The sequence below is a fragment of the Nocardia sp. GTS18 genome (assembly GCF_013839555.1).
GTDB lineage: Bacteria > Actinomycetota > Actinomycetes > Mycobacteriales > Mycobacteriaceae > Nocardia > Nocardia rosealba.
In genome coordinates this window covers 242,279-261,889 of the sequence record NZ_JACBIU010000002.1, presented here as the reverse complement: position 1 = coordinate 261,889, position 19,611 = coordinate 242,279, and the positions used below count along the sequence as shown (strand labels likewise).

General features: G+C 67.0%; 18 protein-coding genes. 14 read left to right on the top strand and 4 right to left on the bottom strand.

The window, feature by feature from the left end; all coding sequences use genetic code 11:
• Positions 1-153: 153 nt before the first annotated feature.
• From HYG95_RS04360 to HYG95_RS04335, 6 genes are all read left to right on the top strand, one after another.
• Positions 154-597: a GyrI-like domain-containing protein gene (locus HYG95_RS04360; RefSeq protein WP_067485472.1), complete on the top strand. Its 444-nt coding sequence runs from the start codon at positions 154-156 to the stop codon at positions 595-597.
• Positions 594-1,034, top strand: a complete 441-nt coding sequence (locus HYG95_RS04355) for an AraC family transcriptional regulator (protein ID WP_181696703.1) — start codon at positions 594-596, stop codon at positions 1,032-1,034. Before HYG95_RS04360 ends, HYG95_RS04355 begins: the two co-directional genes overlap by 4 nt.
• A 309-nt stretch (positions 1,035-1,343) precedes the next feature.
• Positions 1,344-3,491, top strand: a complete 2,148-nt coding sequence (locus HYG95_RS04350; protein WP_181696702.1) for an Rv1355c family protein — start codon at positions 1,344-1,346, stop codon at positions 3,489-3,491.
• A gap of 68 nt (positions 3,492-3,559) precedes the next feature.
• Entirely contained in the window at positions 3,560-5,377 is a 1,818-nt protein-coding gene (locus HYG95_RS04345) for a bifunctional diguanylate cyclase/phosphodiesterase (protein ID WP_067485939.1), read from the top strand.
• Positions 5,378-6,346 carry a GAF domain-containing protein gene (locus HYG95_RS04340; RefSeq protein WP_181696701.1) on the top strand — a complete coding sequence of 323 codons (969 nt, stop codon included), beginning with the start codon at positions 5,378-5,380 and terminating at the stop codon, positions 6,344-6,346.
• Between the two features lie 78 nt (positions 6,347-6,424).
• Complete coding sequence (locus HYG95_RS04335) at positions 6,425-7,552, top strand: glycosyltransferase (RefSeq protein ID WP_181696700.1); 1,128 nt, start codon at positions 6,425-6,427, stop codon at positions 7,550-7,552.
• Positions 7,553-7,564: 12 nt separating this feature from the next.
• Here HYG95_RS04335 and rsmI read toward each other — a convergent pair whose 3' ends face one another.
• Positions 7,565-8,392 carry a 16S rRNA (cytidine(1402)-2'-O)-methyltransferase gene (gene rsmI, locus HYG95_RS04330; protein ID WP_370465673.1) on the bottom strand — a complete coding sequence of 276 codons (828 nt, stop codon included), beginning with the start codon at positions 8,390-8,392 and terminating at the stop codon, positions 7,565-7,567.
• A 149-nt stretch (positions 8,393-8,541) separates the two neighbouring features.
• Between rsmI and HYG95_RS04325 the strand changes: the two genes are divergently transcribed.
• The gene (locus tag HYG95_RS04325; RefSeq protein WP_370465672.1) at positions 8,542-10,137 is read left to right on the top strand and encodes a dolichyl-phosphate-mannose--protein mannosyltransferase; all 1,596 of its coding nucleotides are present in this window, start codon (positions 8,542-8,544) and stop codon (positions 10,135-10,137) included.
• Between the two features lie 6 nt (positions 10,138-10,143).
• Here the strand turns inward: HYG95_RS04325 and HYG95_RS04320 are convergent, their stop codons facing one another.
• Complete coding sequence (locus tag HYG95_RS04320) at positions 10,144-10,500, bottom strand: GntR family transcriptional regulator (protein WP_181696698.1); 357 nt, start codon at positions 10,498-10,500, stop codon at positions 10,144-10,146.
• Positions 10,500-11,735, bottom strand: a complete 1,236-nt coding sequence (gene arcA / locus HYG95_RS04315) for an arginine deiminase (RefSeq protein ID WP_067485485.1) — start codon at positions 11,733-11,735, stop codon at positions 10,500-10,502. Before arcA ends, HYG95_RS04320 begins: the two co-directional genes overlap by 1 nt.
• A gap of 121 nt (positions 11,736-11,856) precedes the next feature.
• On the opposite strand from arcA, the gene soxR reads away from it, so the two are divergent.
• The 4 genes from soxR to HYG95_RS04295 are packed head-to-tail and all read left to right on the top strand — an operon-like array spanning position 11,857 to position 14,258.
• Complete coding sequence (soxR, locus tag HYG95_RS04310) at positions 11,857-12,342, top strand: redox-sensitive transcriptional activator SoxR (protein WP_067485487.1); 486 nt, start codon at positions 11,857-11,859, stop codon at positions 12,340-12,342.
• Positions 12,343-12,375: 33 nt separating this feature from the next.
• Positions 12,376-13,128 carry an isocitrate lyase/phosphoenolpyruvate mutase family protein gene (locus HYG95_RS04305; protein WP_181696697.1) on the top strand — a complete coding sequence of 251 codons (753 nt, stop codon included), beginning with the start codon at positions 12,376-12,378 and terminating at the stop codon, positions 13,126-13,128.
• A 36-nt stretch (positions 13,129-13,164) separates the two neighbouring features.
• Positions 13,165-13,683: a helix-turn-helix domain-containing protein gene (locus HYG95_RS04300; RefSeq protein ID WP_181696696.1), complete on the top strand. Its 519-nt coding sequence runs from the start codon at positions 13,165-13,167 to the stop codon at positions 13,681-13,683.
• Positions 13,684-13,697: 14 nt separating this feature from the next.
• Positions 13,698-14,258: a PIN domain-containing protein gene (locus tag HYG95_RS04295; RefSeq protein ID WP_220139021.1), complete on the top strand. Its 561-nt coding sequence runs from the start codon at positions 13,698-13,700 to the stop codon at positions 14,256-14,258.
• 21 nt (positions 14,259-14,279) lie between these two features.
• Here HYG95_RS04295 and metG read toward each other — a convergent pair whose 3' ends face one another.
• A complete protein-coding gene (metG, locus tag HYG95_RS04290) occupies positions 14,280-15,845 on the bottom strand; it encodes a methionine--tRNA ligase (protein ID WP_181696694.1) in 1,566 nt (521 codons plus the stop codon).
• A gap of 22 nt (positions 15,846-15,867) precedes the next feature.
• Here metG and HYG95_RS04285 point away from each other — a divergent pair, with 22 nt between their 5' ends.
• From HYG95_RS04285 to HYG95_RS04275, 3 genes are all read left to right on the top strand, one after another.
• A complete protein-coding gene (locus tag HYG95_RS04285; protein ID WP_370465671.1) occupies positions 15,868-16,701 on the top strand; it encodes a TatD family hydrolase in 834 nt (277 codons plus the stop codon).
• A 173-nt stretch (positions 16,702-16,874) separates the two neighbouring features.
• A complete protein-coding gene (locus HYG95_RS04280) occupies positions 16,875-18,002 on the top strand; it encodes a resuscitation-promoting factor (RefSeq protein WP_181696692.1) in 1,128 nt (375 codons plus the stop codon).
• A 112-nt stretch (positions 18,003-18,114) separates the two neighbouring features.
• On the top strand, positions 18,115-19,518 hold the full coding sequence (locus HYG95_RS04275; protein WP_181696691.1) for a hypothetical protein: 1,404 nt from the start codon (positions 18,115-18,117) through the stop codon (positions 19,516-19,518).
• Positions 19,519-19,611: the final 93 nt, after the last annotated feature.

Here is a 19,611-nt window from a genome sequence, read left to right as displayed (position 1 = left end):
GTACCCACACGAGCGCGGGAGCTTAGGGCATGGAGGTGAATCGGACAATGCCCCGCGTGGTGATGGACGTTTGACCAGCTCAGCTGTGGTTAGGTGGGGTCGACCGATGTTGATAGCATGGCGCAACCGTGCCGACCTTCGAGAGAGTCATCAATGCAGTTCGAAATCGTCGAGCGGGACGAGACCTGGGTGGCCGGTTTGCCGGTCCGCAGTCCCAAACGCGCACTCGGTAAGCTGCGCGACCACGACCTCGAAGCCGCCTGGTCGGCGGTCCTGCACCAGGATCTCGGCGGCCCCCTGGCTAGCGCCTACACCGATTTCAGCGGCGAGCTGGGCACCTACAACACCCAGATCGTCGGCTATCAGTGCGATTCGCTCGACCAGGTCACCCGTGGCCATCTCGCCGCCCGGCTCCCGCGCGGCGCCTACGCCCGCTTCTCCTCGGTCGGTAACTTTCCCCAGGTGATGACGGATCTGTGGACCCAGATCGCCTACGCCGAGGAACACAACCAGATCAAGCGCACCTTCACCGGCGATTTCGAGTGCTACCCGCACGCGTACAAGATCGACCTGTACCTGGCGGTCGATCCGCGATGACGTACACGATCGTGGTCCGCGGCGGGGCGCTCTACGGCGGCCTCGTCGTGCCGCGCGTGCATCCCAGTTTCAAGGTCTCCAACAGCGATCTGATCGAGTTCCTCAAGGACCGCCTGCGCGACCGTCCCGGCGGCCGCGAACCGCTGCACACCGTCTACGTGCCGGACCCGGCGGGCAACTGGAACGCCCTGGTCGCCCGCGAATTCGCCGCGCCCGACGAGGTTCCCGTCGGTGACCTCATGGTCGGCGTGCCCAAGGGCATCTACGCCCGCTTCGCGCCCAACGGCGACTACCACGACCCGGTCGAGGACGTGTGGGCCCAGGTCGACGACGCCACCGCCTCCGCCGAGATCTCGCGCGCCTACCGCGAGGAGATCGAGGTCTGGCACGGGCCGACCGACGTGGAGCTGTTCGTGTCCATCCAAGTCGATAACTGACGGGTAGCTGCATTCGGACCGTACGGTCTGCGAAAATTTACTCAGTGCACCCTAACCGCTTCTGACCTGCAGTTATTTCAACTGGCTCAGAAGGTTTCCGGGAAATTAGCCACTTGTCTGGTGGATTCGTAACCGATGACGGATACTGCACCAGTCGGCATCTATGGGACGCCGACCCCTTGCGGGCGTGAAGCATGGAGTAGGAACCCGATGGCTGTCGATGCAGCATGCGGCGAAACGCGGTTGCGGCGGATTCACCGTCACACCGCCGCGGTCGCGACGGCACGTTTTCGTGGGGTCGATCGATAGATGAACGAACCAGCACCACAGACGGCGGACTACCGGCCACGTCTGTTCGATCCGCGCGACCCCATCGACCGGGCAACCTTGCGGCAGCTCGCCGACACCCCTGGCATCCAGACCGTCGACCTGCGCGCCGGGTTGCGCGCCGAACTCGATCAGCTCACCGGCCCACCGCCGGGTCTCGACCCCGGCGAGGAACGGTGGGTGCACTACCCGTGGCGCAACGCGCTGGTCGCCGTCCTCGGGCCCGACGCCTTCGCCGCGATCCGCTCGGACCGCAACCGCAACAAGCTCACCCGAGCGGAGCAGCAGCGGCTGCGGGAACTGCGGGTCGGCGTCGTGGGGCAGAGCGTCGGCCATTCGGTGGCCTACACGCTGGCTCTCGAGGGCACCTGTGGGCTGCTGCGCCTGGCCGACTTCGACACCATCGAGCTGTCGAACCTCAACCGGGTGCCGGGCGGGCTGTTCGACATCGGCGTGAACAAAGCGGTGGTCACCGCCCGCCGCATCGCCGAACTCGACCCCTACCTGCCGGTGGAGATCTGGCAGACCGGTGTGCTCACCGAGACCGCCGACGAATTCCTCGACGGGCTCTCCCTCGTCGTCGAGGAATGCGATTCGCTCGACATCAAATTCGCAGTCCGCGAAGCCGCGCGCCGCAGGCGCATCCCGCTGCTGATGGACACCAACGACCGCGGCCTGTTCGACGTGGAGCGCTACGACCTCGAACCCGACCGGGAACCCTTCCACGGTCTGCTCGGCGCGACCACCGGCGCTCAACTCGCCGGTCTCGATACCAGGTCCAAGGCGCCACACGTGTTGCGCATCCTCGACCCGGCCCAGCTGTCCGCACGCATGGCCGCCAGCCTGGCCGAGGTCGGCGAAACCATCACCACCTGGCCGCAATTGGGTGGTGAGGTGCAGCTGGGTGCCGCGATCGTCAGTGCGGCGGTCCGCCGGATCGGACTCGGGGCGAAGCTGTCGTCGGGACGAACCCGCATCGACCTCGAGGCCGCCCTGGATTCGCTCGCCGAACCGTGCTGCCTCGACGATGACGCCGACGACCACGCCACCGAACTCGACGACGAGCAACCACCCGCCGACGCCATCGGCGCCATCCTCGCCTGCGCGCAGCGCGCGCCGTCGGGCGGCAATGTGCAGCCGTGGACCCTGCGTGGCGACGACGAGCTCATCGAGATCGCCCTCGATCCGACAGACACGACGGCGATGGATGTCGACCTGCGCGGTAGTGCGGTCGCCGTCGGTGCCGCGTTGTACAACGCCACGGCGGCCGCCGCGGCACACGGTTTGCTCAGCGATACGCGACTGCTCGTCGACGAGCCGTCGGCACCCCTGATCGCCCGCCTGCGCCTGCGTGCAGGCACCGACGCCGAACTCGCCGCCGACTACCCGCTCGCCTGTGCACGCCACACCAACCGGCGCCTCGGCAACGCCGCCGACCTCCCGGATTCGGTGCTGCACGCCCTCGCGCAAGCAGCGGGCGACCAGGCGATCGTGCACGCGATCACCGGGCGCGAACGCCTCGCCGAGGCGGCGGAGCTGCTCGGTGCCAGCGACCGCGTCCGCTATCTCACCCCGCAGCTGCACCAGCAGCTCTACGCCGAATTGCGCTGGCCGGGCGAGGATATCCGCACCGGCATCGATGTGCGGACCCTCGACCCGGCGCCGGACGAACTCGCGAAACTCCAGGTCGGCAGCCGCAGTGATGTGATGGACCGGTTGCGCGAGTGGTCGGCGGGTACCGCGCTGGGCGAATTCACGGTCGATCGGGTGCTGTCGAGTTCCGCGCTCGTCGCCGTCGGGTTCCGGAAACGCGGCGGCGGCGTACCGGATCTGGCGGACTACGCACGGGCCGGTGCCGCGGTCGAAAAGGTCTGGTTGCGGGCGCAACTGCTGGGGCTGGCGGTGCAGCCGGTGTCTCCGGTGTTCCTGTACGCGAACCGGCCCGAGGATTTGCGCCGCGTTTCTCCCGAGTTCACAGATACACTTGCCAGCATTCAGAGGCGTTTCCTGGACATCATGGAAATCTCTGAGGATGAGAACGTGGCATTGGTTCTTCGTCTGAGCTACGCCGCCGCTGCGAGCGTTCGCAGTCGACGGTTGCCGGTGCCTGGCAGTAGGAACGACGGATAGCGCGGATCGGAGACAGCGTGCATCGGCAATCGCTCGACTCACTGGTGACCGAGGTCGCCTCCGAGTTGATGGGTGTCGACGCCACGACCATGGTGGCGGCGAGCGAGCGAGTGCTCGCCGCACTCGTCGAACATTTCGACGTCGATTTCAGCTATCTGCGCCATACCGACCGCACCCGCCGCGCCACCGTGCTCGTCGCCGAATGGCCGCAGCGCGCGGATACGCCGGTGCCCGACCCGTTACGGGTGGTGGAGTTCGACAAGGCCGACTCGGTATTCCGCGCTCTCGAATTCGCCACCGAACCGCTGATCGTTCGGCCCGGTAACGATAGTGAGGACTACCAGGAAACGATCCGCAAATCCTCCGGCATTCCGCAGGTCGCCATGGCCTGTGTGCCGCTGGTTTCGCGGGGAGAGTCCACCGGTGTGCTCGGCTTCGTGAAGATGGGCGACCGCACCTGGACCAAGCGTGAACTCAATGTCCTCAAGGCGATCGCCGCCCTGTTCGCGCAACTGCAGGCGCGCGTGGTCGCCGAGGAGAAGCTGCGCTATATCGCCCTGCACGACGATCTCACCGGGCTGGCCAACCGCCGCGCCCTGCTCGAATACATGGAGCGCAGGCTCGCCCCCGAAAACCCCGGCCCCGTCGCCACCTTCTTTCTCGATCTCGACCGGCTCAAGGCCCTCAACGATTTCCTCGGCCACAGCGCGGGCGACAATTTCATTCGCACCCTCGCCCGCAGGCTGAAACAGAACCTCGGGCCCGACGACATGATCGCCCGCCTCGGTGGCGACGAATTCGTGATCGTGCCCGCCGAGCCGATGGACGCGGTCGCCGCCGAACTCGAGGCCGCGCGCATTCAGCAACTCATCGGGCGCCGCGTGTCGGTGGGCCAGGAGTCGGTGAGCCGTGGTGTGAGTGTCGGTGTGGCACTGGGCATTCCGGGCGAGACTTCGGTGTCGGACGTCTTGCGCCGAGCCGATCACGCCCTCCTGTCCGCCAAATCCGGTGGCGGCAACGGCGTCGCGGTGTTCACCGATGCCATGCGCGCGCAGTTCGAACTCCAGGACGACGTGGAGCTGAACCTGCGCAGCGCGGTCTCCGACGGGTCGCTGATCCTGCACTACCAGCCCGAGGTCGACCTGCGTACCGGCCGGATCGTCGCGCTCGAGGCGCTGGTGCGCTGGCAGCATCCCACCCGTGGCCTGTTACCGCCCGGTGCGTTCGTGTCGGTTGCCGAGGCGACCAACCTGGCGGGCGAGCTCGGTCGCTGGGTGATCCGTTCGGCCTGCTCCCAATTCGCCGACTGGCGGCGGCGTGGCTTGGCGGCCAATGTCGTCATCCGGATCAATGTGTCGCCGGTGCAGCTGGTGAGCGCCGACTTCGTCGAGCGGATCGAGGACATCCTTCGCCTGTTCGAGATCGACGGCAGCTCGGTGTGCCTCGAAATCACCGAACATGTCGTCGTGCAGGACCTGGTGCGCACCCGGGTGACCCTGCGCGGGCTCAAGCGGATGGGCGTGCAGATCGCCATCGACGACTTCGGCACCGGCTACAGCTCGCTGTCGCATCTCAAGGCCTTGCCGGTGGACGCGGTGAAGATCGACCGGGGTTTCGTGCAGCGCCTCGGCGACAGCAACGACGACCTCGCGATCGTGAAATCCATTATCGGCCTGGCCGGTTCGTTCGGACTCGGCGTGGTCGGCGAGGGTGTGGAGACGCCGATGGCGGCCCGGACCCTTGTGGGTCTCGGCTGCTACCGCGCCCAGGGATTCCTGATCGCACGACCGATGCCCGCCGAGGAGGTCGAGGTTCAGCTTCGGGAGGGGCGCATTCCGCTCGATCTCGATCTGCCACGTGCCGGACGCGGCGTGGCGCCCAGCTGAATGACCGCCGACGGGTGGTTACTGGTCGAGACCCTGACCGAGGATCTCGAACCGGCTCTTGTCGCCGACGACACGCGGATCAGGGAATGGATCGCCCCCCGACGCTGGTCACGCGCGATCGGTCCCGCCAAGGCGAAACTGCTGCTCGACGCGGTGCGCGGCCGGGAGTCCGCACGTCTCGGCGACACCGTCGTTGTCGTCGAACCGGTGCGATGCGCACTGGGCGGGACTCACGGCGTTCAGGTCTGGATCGGGCAGGCCGACGCGCCCGTGCCGCCACGCCGTCACGTCGCCGCCTGGGATTGGGATGCCCGCACCGAACTCGCCCATCACGGGCCGGGTCTGGAGGAACTGATCTTCGCGCGCGAGCCCGGGGCCGTGCGGGTGGTGCGCACACCGCCCGAGGCGTTCGGGCGCATGGTCCGTTTCGACGGTCGGGTCGACTATTTCGCGATGGCGAGCACCCTCGAGCCCGGCGGGCGCTGGCAGGGAGCGGTCGACGTGCTCGGCGACGACGAACAGGTCCGCCGGTTCCAGATGGTTGCGCGGGCTCGGCCGGAGCTGCGCCGGGTGAGCGGATTGATGCACGCCGTCCCCGAACTCGGCGGCGAGACGGTCGACCTCGAGGTCGCGATGCTGCGCGCCGTGTCCAAGGGAGTGGATGTCGGCGCCGGGCTGATCCTGCTCGCCAGCGGCGTCATCTACGAATGGGTGGCTGATCCACCGCCACCGCTGGATCGCTGGGCCGTCGAACGACCGACCATCGACCCCGCCGATCTGACCGCATTGCGTGCCGCCTGCGCGGAGCTGGTGAACGCTCCGGAAACGCCGCGGCGGCTCATGCTGCGGGTGCGCTTCGGCGGGGGCGAGTGGATCCGCGCGCACGCCGAGCTGGCGACGGTCACCACCGCCGCGACCGGCCACGGATTGCTCCGGGTCCGGCCCGCGGTCGACGGCGAATCGGGTTAAGCGGCTCTTTCACGGGTGTTCACGTGCCATTCCACGGGCAGGAGCCGCGAGTAACCCGGACGGCTGGACCATCGGCATGTGCGCATCGTGCAGCTAGCGAATTTCTACGGCCCACGATCCGGTGGGTTGCGCACCGCGCTGCACCACCTGGGGGAAGGCTATGTGGCCGCCGGGCACGAGGTGGTGCTGATCGTGCCGGGTCCGCGCCGCAGCGAGGAAGTGCTGTCGACGGGGGCTTTGCGAATCACCTTGCCCGCGTTCGGTATTCCGTTCACCGGTGGATACCGCGCGGCCGACCCGCGGGCGGTGGCCGACGTACTCGCCGGGCTGCGCCCCGATGTGCTCGAGGTGTCGGACCGGCTCACGCTGCGTGGTTTCGGGCGCTGGGCCGGGCGGCGCGGCGTGACCAGCGTGATGATCTCGCACGAACGGCTCGACCGGCTGCTCGGTCAGGTGCTCCCCGGGCCCGCCGCCCGGCGCTGCGCCGACGTGGCCAACCGGCGCACCGCCGACGACTACGACATGGTCGTGTGCACCACCGATTTCGCCCGCGAGGAGTTCCTGCGGATCGGTGCCCCCAACGTCGAACTGGTCCCGCTCGGTGTCGACCTCGACCTGTTCAGCCCGCGCAGGCGCGACCGGCAGCTCCGTGCCGACCTCGGCGTGGACGGTTATCCACTGCTCGTGCACTGCGGCCGGTTGTCGGTGGAGAAACGGGTGGACCGCAGCATCGAGGCGATCGGCGCCCTGCACCGTGCGGGCATGCCGACCCGCCTGGTCGTCGCGGGCGACGGCCCCCGCCGCGAATCCCTCGAACGCCGCGCCCGCACCCTGCCGGCCTTGCCCGGCGGCGAACCAGCCGTGCACTTCACCGGTTTCATCAGCGACCGCACCGAGGTGGCGACCCTGCTCGCCACCGCCGACGTCTCCCTGGCTCCCGGCCCCCACGAAACCTTCGGCCTCGCCGCCCTGGAAGCCCTGGCCGCGGGCACCCCCGTGGTGGCCAGCCGCTCCTCGGCCCTGGCCGACATCATCACCGCCGAATGCGGCGCCGTGGCCGCCGACCGCCCCCGAGCCTTCGCCCGAGCCGTCACCGACGTCCTCGCCATGCCGACCACCGACCGCCGCCAGGCCGCCCGCCACCGCGCCGAACAATTCACCTGGCCCCGGGCGGTGGCAGGCATGCTCGCGGTCCTGAACCGCTGACCGCGTTCGTCCTCACTCGGCGGAGCGGGCGGCGAGTACGGCGTCGTAGAGTTCGCGGCGGGAGGCGCCTCGGCCTGCCGATACTTCCGCGCAGGCGTCTTTGAGGCGCATACCGCTCGCGACGAGGGTTTCGACTTCGTCGACGAGTTGGGCCGGTTCGGCCGAAACCGGTTGGGCGCCTTCGAGAACCACGGTGATTTCGCCGCGCGCGCCGTCGACCGCCCATTCGGCGAGTTCGCCGAGGGTGCCGCGGACGACCTCTTCGTAGGTTTTGGTGAGTTCGCGGCAGACGGCGGCGCGGCGGTCGGGGCCGAGGACGGTGACGGCGTCGGCGAGGCAGTCGGCGAGGCGGTGCGGCGCTTCGAAGAAGACGCAGGCGCGTTGCTCGGAAGCCAAGGTGCGCAACCACTCCCGGCGCTGGCCGCCTTTGCGCGGTGCGAAACCGTCGAAGCAGAAACGCTCGACCGGCAGGCCCGACAGGGCGAGCGCGGTGGTGACGGCAGAGGGGCCGGGCAGGCAGGTGACGGGCAGGTCGCGTGCCACGGCGGCGGCCACCAGTCGATAACCGGGGTCGCTCACCGACGGCATGCCCGCGTCGGTCACCAGGAGCACGGTGAGCCCGCTCGCGATGTCGTCGAGCAGGGCGGGGATGCGGGCGGTCTCGACATGGTCGTAGAAGCTGACGACGCGCCCGGTGATCTCCACCCCGAGCGCCTTGGCGAGCGATTTGGTGCGGCGGGTGTCCTCGGCGGCGACCACATCGGCCGTGCCGAGCGCGTCGCGCAGACGCTGCGAAGCATCGCCGATATCGCCCATCGGGGTTGCCGCTAGGACCAACACGGTGGGGTTCCGCCTCTCCGGGAGTTCGGCCGCAGGCGTGCGTGCGGCGCGCGGTGCCAGTGGATGGCGCGACGTCCATTCTGTCAGGTGACCCGGTCCCGACCGGTGTCGGCTCGGCCCGAGTCGGTGGCACCGCCTACGATCGGGGCGTGATCCCGGTGACCGAAGCCCGTTCGACGCGCCCGGTGTCGGCCGTGGTGAGCCCGGTGCCGCTGCGACCCGCCCCCGATTTCGGGCCGCTCGACACCGCGCGGGGCTGGGCGGTCACCCTGGTGCTCACGGTGATCGCGGGCATCACCCGCTTCCTGAACCTGAACTATCCGACCGACGCGCGCACACCGGTTTTCGACGAGAAGCACTACGCCCCGCAGGCCTGGCAGATGGTCACCGGCGGCGGAGTCGAGGACAACCCCGCCTACGGCCTGGTCGTGCACCCGCCGGTCGGCAAGCAGTTCATCGCCGTCAGCGAGGCCCTGTTCGGCTACAACGCCTGGGGCTGGCGCGGCACCGCCGCCCTGGCAGGCACCGTGCTGGTGCTGCTGGTGATCCGGATCGTGCGCCGGATGTCGCGCTCCACATTGATCGGCGCGTTCGCGGGCATCCTGCTCATCGCCGACGGCCTCACCTTCGTGTCCTCGCGCATCGGCATGCTCGACATCTTCATGGCGTTGCTGGTCACCGCCGCGTTCGGCTGCCTGATCGTCGATCGAGACGAGGTGCGTGAGCGAATGGCCGCCGCGGATCTGGCCGGTCGCGTCGGGCTCACCGATTGGGGTCCGCGGCTGGGGGTGCGCTGGTGGCGTTTCGGCGCCGGTGTGCTGCTCGGTCTGGCCTGTGGAACCAAATGGTCGGGCATCTACTTCATCATGTTCTTCGGGCTGATGAGCGTGGCGTTCGATGTGAGCGCCCGGCGCGCGTACGGGGTGCGCAGGCCGTGGGTCGGCACGTTGGTGCGCGATGTGGGGCCCGCGTTGTACGCCCTCGTCGTCATTCCGCTCGTGGTGTACCTGTCGTCGTATTGGGCGTGGTTCGCCAGTGAGACCGGCACCTATCGGCACGCGGTCGGAAGTCAGGTCGGCACCGGTGGGGCGTTCGCGTTCCTGCCCGACGCCCTGCGCTCGCTCTGGTACTACCAGGGCGAAACCCTGGACTTCCATTCGACTCTCACCAATTCGGCGGGCAATCACCACCCGTGGGAATCCAAGCCGTGGACCTGGCCGATGGGTCTGCGCCCGATGCTCTACTACTACGCCGACGGCACCGTCACCGGATGCGGCGAGGCACAGTGTGTGAAGGCCGTGATGGCCATCGGAACCCCGGCGCTGTGGTGGCTCGCGCTGCCTGCGCTCGGCTGGATGATCTGGCGCAGCGTCACCCGGCGGGACTGGCGGTACGCGGCGGTGCTCGTCGGCTACGGTGCCGGTCTGCTGCCCTGGTTCCTCACCCTCGACCGGCAGATGTACTTCTTCTACGCCGTCGTGCTCGCCCCGTTCCTCGTGATGGGCGTCGCGCTGGTCCTCGGCGACATCCTCGGTTCGTCGCGGCCGGTGGGGATACCACGCAGCCCGACGGGCACCTACCTGCCCGCCCCGGTCGACGAGCGCTACGCCCTCGGGCTGCTGATCGTCTCCATCTACCTGGGCCTGGTGATCGCGAATTTCGTCTGGCTGTGGCCCATTCTCACCGGGATGCCGATCAGCCCCGCCACCTGGCAGGACCACCTCTGGTTACCGAGCTGGCGCTGACCCCTCTCAGCCGAGAGCACGGTGGACGAAGTCGATGGCGTCGCTGTCGGTGAGGCCGAGCCTGCGGATGGTCGTCACATATTCGACGGCGGCGCGGCCGGCGATATCGCGGGTCGGGTCGCCCGACGACGCGATGAAAGAGCCTTGGCGGCCACGGGTTTCGAGTACACCGTCGGCCTCGAGTTCACGGTAGGCGCGGGCGACGGTGTTGGGTGCGATACCGAGGTCGGCGGCCAGCGCCCGCACGGTGGGGATCTTGGTGCCCGCCGTGAGCGTGCCCGCGCGGACCTGTTCGATCACCGCCATCCGCAACTGTTCGTAGGGCGGCTGGGTGGAATCGGCGGACAGCTCGACGTGGAACATCACACCTCGTCTCGGGACAGCGGGCAGGACATGCATCGGGGGCCGCCGCGCCCGGACCCCAGCTCCGAACCCTGGATGGTGAGCACCTCGATCCCCGCGTCGGTCAGGCGGGAGTTGGTCATCTCGTTGCGTTCGTAGGCCACGACGACGCCGGGGGCGAGCGCGAGGGTGTTGTTGCCGTCGTCCCACTGCTCGCGTTCGGCGGCGGGCCCATCGCGGCCGGTGTCGATCACCCGCAGGGTCGGGATACCCATCGCGGCGGCAGCGGCGGGCAGGAACGGTTCGGGGCCGCTGATGCTGATGCGTTCGGTGTCACCACGGCCGGCGAAACCGTCCTCGCGGCGAATCGTGAACGCCTGCAGGGTTTCCCGTACACCGGGATACATCACCACCGCATCGGTGTCGACCATGGTGCACACGGTGTCCAGGTGCATGGTCGCGCGGTTCTGGGCGATCGGCACCACCAGCACGGTGTGCGCGAGGTCGTCGTCGAAAAGGCTGCGCGCCAATGCTTCCGCTCCCGCGGGGGTGGTTCGCTCGCCCACACCCACCGCGACGACGCCGGGAGCGAGCAACAGCACATCACCGCCTTCGATGGGGGCCGTGTGCGACTCGTAGGCCCGGCGCACGCCGAGGAAACGGGGGTGGAAGGCGTAGACGAGGTCGGTGATGGAGGTTTCGCGACTGCGCGCGGGCAGGGCGAGGGAGGTGATGGCCACCTTGGGACCGACCCAGAACGACGAGTCGCGCGTGAACAGCAGGTTGGGCAGTGGGTCGATGACGAAATCGGCACCGTGATGCATCCGCCGCACCAGCGACGTGGAGTCGGGACCGAACGGCAGTTCGTCGAAAGTCATTCCGGCCATGAGGATGTCGGCCAGTTCTGGCGCCTCGACCTTGCGGAGTTCGGCGGCGAGCTGGTCGGCGAGGTCGTGGCCGAGCCTGCGCGCGTCGACGGCGGCGGAGATGCCCTGGATACGGGCGGCGCCGCTGGTCGCGAGGGTTTCGGTGAGCAGGTCGGCGAGCAGCAGCACCTCCACACCGCGCCCGCGCAGGACGGCGGCGAAGGCGTCGTGTTCCTCCTGGGCGCGTTCCACCCAGGGGATGCCGTCGAAGAGCAGCTGATCGTTGTTGCTCGGGGTGAGCCTGCGCAGCTCATCGCCGGGCCGGTGCAGCAGCACCGTGCGCAATGTGCCGACCTCGGAGGTGACAGCCAGGCGCGAGTCCGTTCCCATGCCGAAACCGTAATGCGAGCGGGGCGCGCCTGCCAGGAGGACCCGCACCGAGTCACCCCGTTTTCGTACACCACACAAGTACCTCAAGTATGGTTGAGGTGAAAGCGGGAGGAGACAGGAAATGACGACGGCCGATTGGCAAACGAAGGAGCTGACCCCCGGGCAGCTTTCCGAGCGTAGTGGAGTTGCAGTGTCCGCGTTGCACTTCTACGAACGCGAAGGTCTCATAACGAGTCGTCGAACCAGTGGCAATCAACGCCGCTACGCGCGCGAGACGTTGCGGCGGGTGGCGTTCATCCGCATCTCCCAGCGCGTCGGCATCCCGCTCAGCGATATCCGCTCCGCGCTCGACCGGCTGCCCGAGGGCCGCACACCGACTCGACGCGATTGGGAGGCCGTGTCGACCACCTGGCGTGCGGATCTCGACGAACGAATCACCCAGCTCACGCGCCTGCGCGACAATCTCACCGGTTGCATCGGCTGCGGCTGCCTGTCGCTCGGTTCGTGCAAGCTCGTCAACGAGCACGACCGCCTCGGCGCGGAGGGGCCGGGCGCGCGCGTGCTCGATGTGCACCTGAACTGCCCACCCAAAAGTGGCTGCGCCTAGCCACTGTCGCGCGGCTGGGGCATCATCGCGGGTATGACTTCACTCGAGACCCGCGCCAAGTCCCTGCTCGCGCTGCACCGTCCCGGCGACCCGGTGGTCCTGCCGACGGTGTGGGACGCCTGGTCGGCGAATGTCGCTGTGGGTGCGGGATTTTCGGGACTGACCATGGGCAGTCATCCGGTCGCGGACTCGATCGGTCGGCCCGACGGTGAGGGGATGAGCTTCGACGAACTGCTCGCGCGTGTCGCGCAGGTGACCGCCTCGGTGGAGGTGCCGGTGTCGGTCGACATCGAATCCGGGTACGGCCTCGAACCGTTGCAGCTCATCGACGGCCTGCTCGGGGCGGGTGCCGTCGGCCTGAACATCGAGGACACCGTGCACAGCGAGGGCAAGCGGCTGCGCGACGCCCAGGAGCACGCCGACCTGGTGCGCGGCCTGCGCGAGGCCGCCGACGCCACCGGCGTGCACGTGGTCGTCAATGCCCGAACCGACCTGTTCCTGCGCCAGGACGGCGAGGAAGCCGATCGCGTCGACCGTGCCATCGCCCGCCTGACCCTCGCCGCCGAAGCGGGTGCCGACGTGCTCTACCCCGTCGGCCGCCACAGCGACGAAACCCTGCGCCGCCTCACCACCGAACTGCCGCGCCCGGTCAACGCGATCGGCCAACCCGGTACTCCCGCCAAGTCCTATTTCGCCGACCTCGGGGTAGCCCGGATCAGCTTCGGGCCCTTCCTCCAGGCGGCGCTCGCCACCGAAGCGACCCGTCTGCTCGAGACCTGGAAGTAGGTTGCGAATTTTTCGAATTAACGTCATGCTTGGTCTATGACCAGCACAAATCGCAAGATTCTCAGGAACGGCACCGTCCTGCCGCCAGAAGATCTGCGTGAACTGCTGGACCTTTCCAGATTCCTTGAACAGCACACCGAGACGGCCGCTCTGCTCGGACCCGACGGAGAACAGATCCCGCTGCCGGCCGAGGTGTACGAGGTCTTGGTCCAAGTGGTTGGCGCCATGCGGAAACGCCGGGCCGTCACCATCGCGCCGGTAGAGCAGCGCCTGACCACCCAGCAGGCCGCGGATCTGCTCGGGATCAGCCGCCCGACGCTGATCAAGTTGCTGGAAGCGGGAAAGCTGCCTTGCGACAAGCCGTCCGGCAGCCGCCACCGGCGACTGCTGCTCAGCGATGTGCTCGAGTACCAGCAAAGGCGGCGAGCCGAACGCAGCGGTGTGCTCGACCAGTTGGTCAGCGACGCCGAGGACGACGGCCTCTACGATCCTCCTCCGGAGGACTATCTCCAAGCGATTCGGGAGGCACGCTCAGCGCGCAGTTCCGAGATCTGATGTCAGGATTTCGGGTGGTTCTCGATGCTTGTGTGCTCGTTCCCATCGTGAAATCCGATCTACTTCTCACGCTTGCTCACAGGCATGCGTTCTGCCCGCTGTGGAGTGATCTCATCCTCGATGAGATTTCGCGAGCCGTGGTGAAGGTCAACCCACGCATGACCGAGGAACGGATCGCCCGCCGCGTCGATGGCATGAACGCAGCTTTCGAGGACGCCTGTGTAGAGGGTTGGGAACCGTTGGAGCACTGCGTGACAGGGCTCCCTGACTCGTGCGACAGGCACGTCGTCGCTGCAGCGGTACGGGGCAATGCCGCAGCGATCATCACGGACAACGTCAAGCACTTCCCGGATGAGGCTCTCGAGCGGTGGGGGATCCATGCCATCGCGTCAGACGACTTTCTGCTCGACGTGCTCGATCTGAACCCGAGCGTGGTCCTCTCGAGTCTGATCGAAATGGTTGGTCGGCGGAAGAATCCGCCCGTCACCGTCGATGACATCCTGCGGGCGCTAGACCTCGCGAACGCTCCTCGATTCGTCCGCGAGATCCGCTCGATCCTCGACGAGGGCATCTGACGTTCTGCCCTCAGGTTTCATCTACTCCTTCGGCTCCACGTACCGGGGGAACACCGGTTCCGGGGCCGGGAGGTCGGTGCCGGGGACGAGCGGGGTGGGGATGTCGGCGAAGGTGCGGGCCTCCTGGCCGAGGAGGTCGAGGATCTTCGCGGCGGAGCCGGGCATCACCGGCTGGACCAGGATCGCGACGATGCGGACCACCTCGAGGGTGACGTAGAGGACCGTCGCCATGCGCGCCAGGTCTTCCTCGGTGCCCGACTTGCGCAGGGCCCAGGGTGCATTGGCGGAGAAATAGCGGTTGGTCTCGCCGAGGGTGAGCCAGACGGCTTCCAGGGCAAGGTGCATCTGCTGGGCGTCGAATTCGGTGCGGCACTTGTCGAGCAGGCCCGCCGCGCGGTCGAGCAGGGCGCGGTCGTCGGCGGTGAATTCGCCCGGCGTGGGGACCTTGGCGTCGCAGTTCTTGTTGACCATGGTCAGGCTGCGCTGCACCAGGTTGCCGAATTCGTTGGCCAGGTCGCTGTTGATGCGGCCCGCGATGGCCTCGTTGCTGTAGCTGCCGTCCTGGCCGTAGGAGATCTCACGCAGCAGGAAGAAACGCACCTGGTCGAGACCGTAGGTGGAGACCAGTTCGAGCGGGTCGACGATATTGCCCGTCGACTTCGACATCTTCTCGCCCTTGTTGTACAGGAACCCGTGCACGAACACGCGCTCCGGCAGTTCGATCCCAGCCGACATCAGGAACGCAGGCCAGTACACCGTGTGGAAGCGGGTGATGTCCTTGCCGATGATGTGCACGTTCGCCGGCCAGAACTTGCGGAACCGTTCGGAGTCGGTGTCCGGGAAGCCCACGCCGGTCAGGTAATTGGTGAGCGCGTCGACCCACACGTACATCACGTGGTCGGGGTGGCCGGGAACCGGAACACCCCAGTCGAAGGTGGTGCGCGAGATCGACAGATCCTTCAGCCCGGCCTTGACGTAGCTCACGATCTCGTTGCGCCGGGTGGCCGGGGCGATGAATTCGGGGCGCGTCTCGTAGAGCTCGAGCAGCTTGTCCTGGTACTGCGAGAGCTTGAAGAAGTAGTTCGACTCCTCGGTCCAGGTGACCGGGGTCTGTGTCTCGGTGGACACGCGGGTGCCGTCGTCGAGGAGGGTGGTCTCCTCCTCGGTGTAGAACGCCTCGTCGCGCACCGAGTACCAGCCGGAGTAGTTGTCGAGGTAGATGTCGCCGTTGGCGAGCATGCGTTCCCAGATGGCGACGCTGGCGGCCTTGTGGTCCTCGTCGGTGGTGCGGATGAACCGGTCGAACGAGACGTCGAGGGCCTTGTCCATGGCCTCGAACACGTCGGAGTTGCGCGCGGCCAGTTCCTGGACGGGAACGCCTTCGGCGGACGCGGTCTGCTGCATCTTCTGGCCGTGCTCGTCGGTGCCGGTCATGAAGAACACGTCGTAACCGTCGAGACGCTTGAAGCGGGCAAGCGCGTCGGTGGAGATGTACTCGTACGCGTGCCCCATATGCGGCGCACCGTTCGGGTAGGCGATGGCCGTGGTGATGTAGAAGGCCGGCTGCTGCTCGCTTCGCTCGCTCATGATGGCAACTACTGTAATCCGCGTGGCAAACCAGAATCGTCCGGCTCCGCCTCCTCCTGCACCGCTCGCGCCGCTGATCGACGCGCACACCCACCTCGACGCCTGTGGTGCGACCGATGCCGCCTCGACCACCGCGATCGTCGACCGGGCCGCCGCCGTCGGGGTGGGCCACGTGGTGACGGTCGCCGACGACCTCGCCGCCGCCCAGTGGGCGGTCCGGGCCGCGCACTGGGACCCGCGCGTGTACGCGGCCGTCGCGCTGCACCCCACCCGTGCGAACGCCCTGGACGACAAGGCCGTGGCCGAGCTGGAGAACCTCGCCACCGACCCCCGCGTCGTCGCGATCGGGGAGACCGGCCTGGACTACTACTGGCCGGGCAAACTCGACGGCTGCGCCGACATCGAGACCCAGATCGAAGGTTTCCGCTGGCATATCGACCTGGCCAAGCGGGTGCGCAAGCCGCTGATGATCCACAACCGTGAGGCCGACCACGACCTGCTGACGGTGCTGCTCGACGAGGGCGCGCCCGACACGGTGATCTTCCACTGCTTCTCCTCGGACGCGAATATGGCGCAGGCGTGTGTGGCCGAGGGGTATGTGCTCAGTTTCTCGGGAACGGTGAGTTTCAAGAACGCGCACGAATTGCGTGAGGCGGCCAAGTTGGTGCCCGACGATCAGATCCTGGTCGAAACCGACGCGCCGTATCTGACGCCGCACCCGTATCGCGGGGCGCCGAACGAGTCGTACTGCCTGCCGTACACGGTGCGCGCGCTCGCCGAGATCCGCGAACAGGACCCGGTCGAATTGGCGGAGACGACCACGGCCAACGCCCGAAGGCTCTATCGCATTCGCTGAGTCCGTTTCGCCCGGTTGTCAGGGGGCTGGACGATAAACGTGTTTCGGCTCACATTTCTGTGTCGAAGCCGTTATCTACCTGCGCTGTCTATATCGAATCGTGATGTGTGGTCCCGCTGATCGGGCGGCACCCTGTTGTCCCACGTCGACATGCTCGTTATCGTTCCGTAACCATGTCGGCTTTCGCACGGATCAACTCGTCCCGCTCGCCGCTGCTGTACGCGGCGGCGGCGGCCCTGTTGCTGGTGTTGCTCGTCGGCGCCTCGATGGCCATCGTCAACCACAAGACCGTGGCGATCGTGGTCGACGGAGAACGCGTCGAGCTCACCACGATGTCGCGCGATGTGCGCGCGATCCTCGACGACGCGGGCTACGAACTCACCGAACACGACGACGTGCGCCCGGCGGCCGGCACGAAGGTGTCCGACGGCGCGACCATCACCCTCAACCGCGGCCGCGAGATCACGGTGATCGTCGACGGCGCCGAACGTAAGGTGTGGACCACCGGTATCACCGCGGGCGAGGCCCTCGCGCAGATGCAGATTCCGGCCGACACCCACGTGGTGCCCACCCGCACCGAGAAGCTGCCGCTGGCCGGTGCCGCGCTGAGCGTGTACACCCCGCGCACCCTCACCGTCGTCGACGGTGGTGGCGAACCGGTCGACGTGCGCCTGGCCGCCCCGACCGTCGGCGATTTCCTCACCGCCGCGGGCATCCCGCTCAAAGACCAGGACTTCGCCGAGCCCGCCGCGAGCACTCCGCTCACCGGCGATATGAAGGTCACCGTGACCCGTCAGCGCATCGAGGAGCGCACCGAGACCCTGCCGCTGGAACCCACCGAGCAGGTGATCGAGGACGTCACGATGAACATGAGCCGCACCGTCGTGGAAAACCCCGGTGCGCCCGGCCTGCACGAGGCGACCTTCGCGGTGACCATGATCAACGGTGTGGAAGCCCATCGCGTGCAGACCAATTCGAAGGTCATCACCCCCGCCCAGCCCAAGACCATCCGCAAGGGCGCCAAGCCCGGCACCGAGGTGCCGCCGGTCCGCGACGGCGACATCTGGGACGCGCTGGCCAAGTGCGAGTCGACCGGCAACTGGTCGATCAACACCGGCAACGGCTACTACGGCGGCATCCAGTTCGACCAGAGCACCTGGGAACGCCAGGGCGGCCTCAAGTACGCCCCCCGCGCCGACCTGGCCACCCGCGAGGAACAGATCGCCATCGCCGAAGTGACCCGCGCCCGCCAGGGCTGGGGCGCCTGGCCCGCCTGCACCGGCCGCCTCGGCCTCAGCTGATCAGTTCTGAGCGTGCCCGGAATCTGCTTGCTGCGCATTGCTTTTCGGCTCGGTGCTTGTCTCCCCTGAGGTACTGTCATCGCGGTAGCGACGAACTGCGGGCAGGGGAACGGTGGAGGGATACGAAGAAAAAGTTGTTCCTCGCCATCTCTGGGACTACGCCGAAGCGCATACGCGCTACCGAATCGCGGCAGAAGACCTGAAGCGTTACCTCGGTGATGTATTGGAGCAAGGTGGGGTAACCGCCATCTACAATATCGAGTCGCGCGTAAAGGATATCGACTCCTATCGAAAAAAATCTGAGCGGGTCGATAAATGCGGTGAGCGCAAATACAAGGATCCTGTTGTGGGAATCCAGGATTGCATCGCTGCGCGAGTGATCGTGTTCGAAGAGTCGGCCCGGGAGGATACCAAAGAGGTTATTCGAGCCAACTTCGTGCTCGGTGGGGATGAAAATCCCGGCCTGCTGAAGAACAACGGATACGATAGCTGGCACTTCATTGTCACCGGATTCTTGAGGGCTGATGTTCTGGCGCGCTTCCCGGAGTTGATGAACTATTTGCGCGAGCGACATGCCCTAGAAATTCAGGTGCGTACGGTGGCGGGGCATGCTTGGGCGGAGTACGAACACGACGTTCGTTATAAGAGCGACCCGTCGCGCAATAGTGTGTATTCGTTACTGCCGGAGAACCGGCAGAGAGAAATTGATCGACTGTTCATCGAGGCGGGCGGTCTGCGCTGGTACCTGGACCACACCTTCGATCGGATCGGGAAGCTGCTGAAGTCGGCAGAGCCAGGAAGCGGGCCGACCGCCTATCAGACCACCGGAGACGTCGAGATACCTGCCGTGGTTTCGGAAGGCGCGGGCATCGAGAACGTCGCTATCGACCTGGACAGCTTGCGTCTGTTTCTTGCTGAGCGATACCCAGAGTTGGCAGACGGCAGCCCGGAAGGCTTGAGTGCATTGCTCGACCGACTGTTGCGGCTGAATTTGACATCCATAGAAAAACTGCGCGCCGTCTTGGAATCCGTCGACTCCGATCGAGTGGAAACGCTGATGGAATACCGGCTTTCGCCGTCGCGTGTTCGTCGCGTGAATGATGATCTGCTGGCCGCTTTAGGTTACGAATACGTCGAATCTGCGAGGGCGGGATCGTTCACGCATCGAAATTTCAGACTCAGGCTACCGCGCGTGCAAGGAAAGCTGCGGATCTATCGAATAATTGGAGCAGGGCCGGAACAGGAAGAAAAGGTCTACACCGGTGCGGCAGTTCTTCGTGAGCTGGTCGAGATCGTGGCGGAACGTGGGGGAGCGTCGGCAGCTGAATTGAGCGGGGTTGTCTCTACATCAGCTTATGGGGTCGGTACCAGGGCGAGGCAGGTGTTCGGCGGTGAGCTGTGGGTGAATGCCAACATGGACCGGCCTGGCATCGACCGCGCGATACTGGAGCTCCTCGGGCGGATCAGCGAAACCGGCATCCAGGTGACACGGGGCGGTGAGCGTCTCCGCGGATAGCCGCGATGCGGGCAGTCGCTGTCACGGCGGGGGATTGCCGTGGGGTAGCGTGCTCTCGTTTCGCCGGGTCTGCTGTGCTCGTGCGGTGGGGTC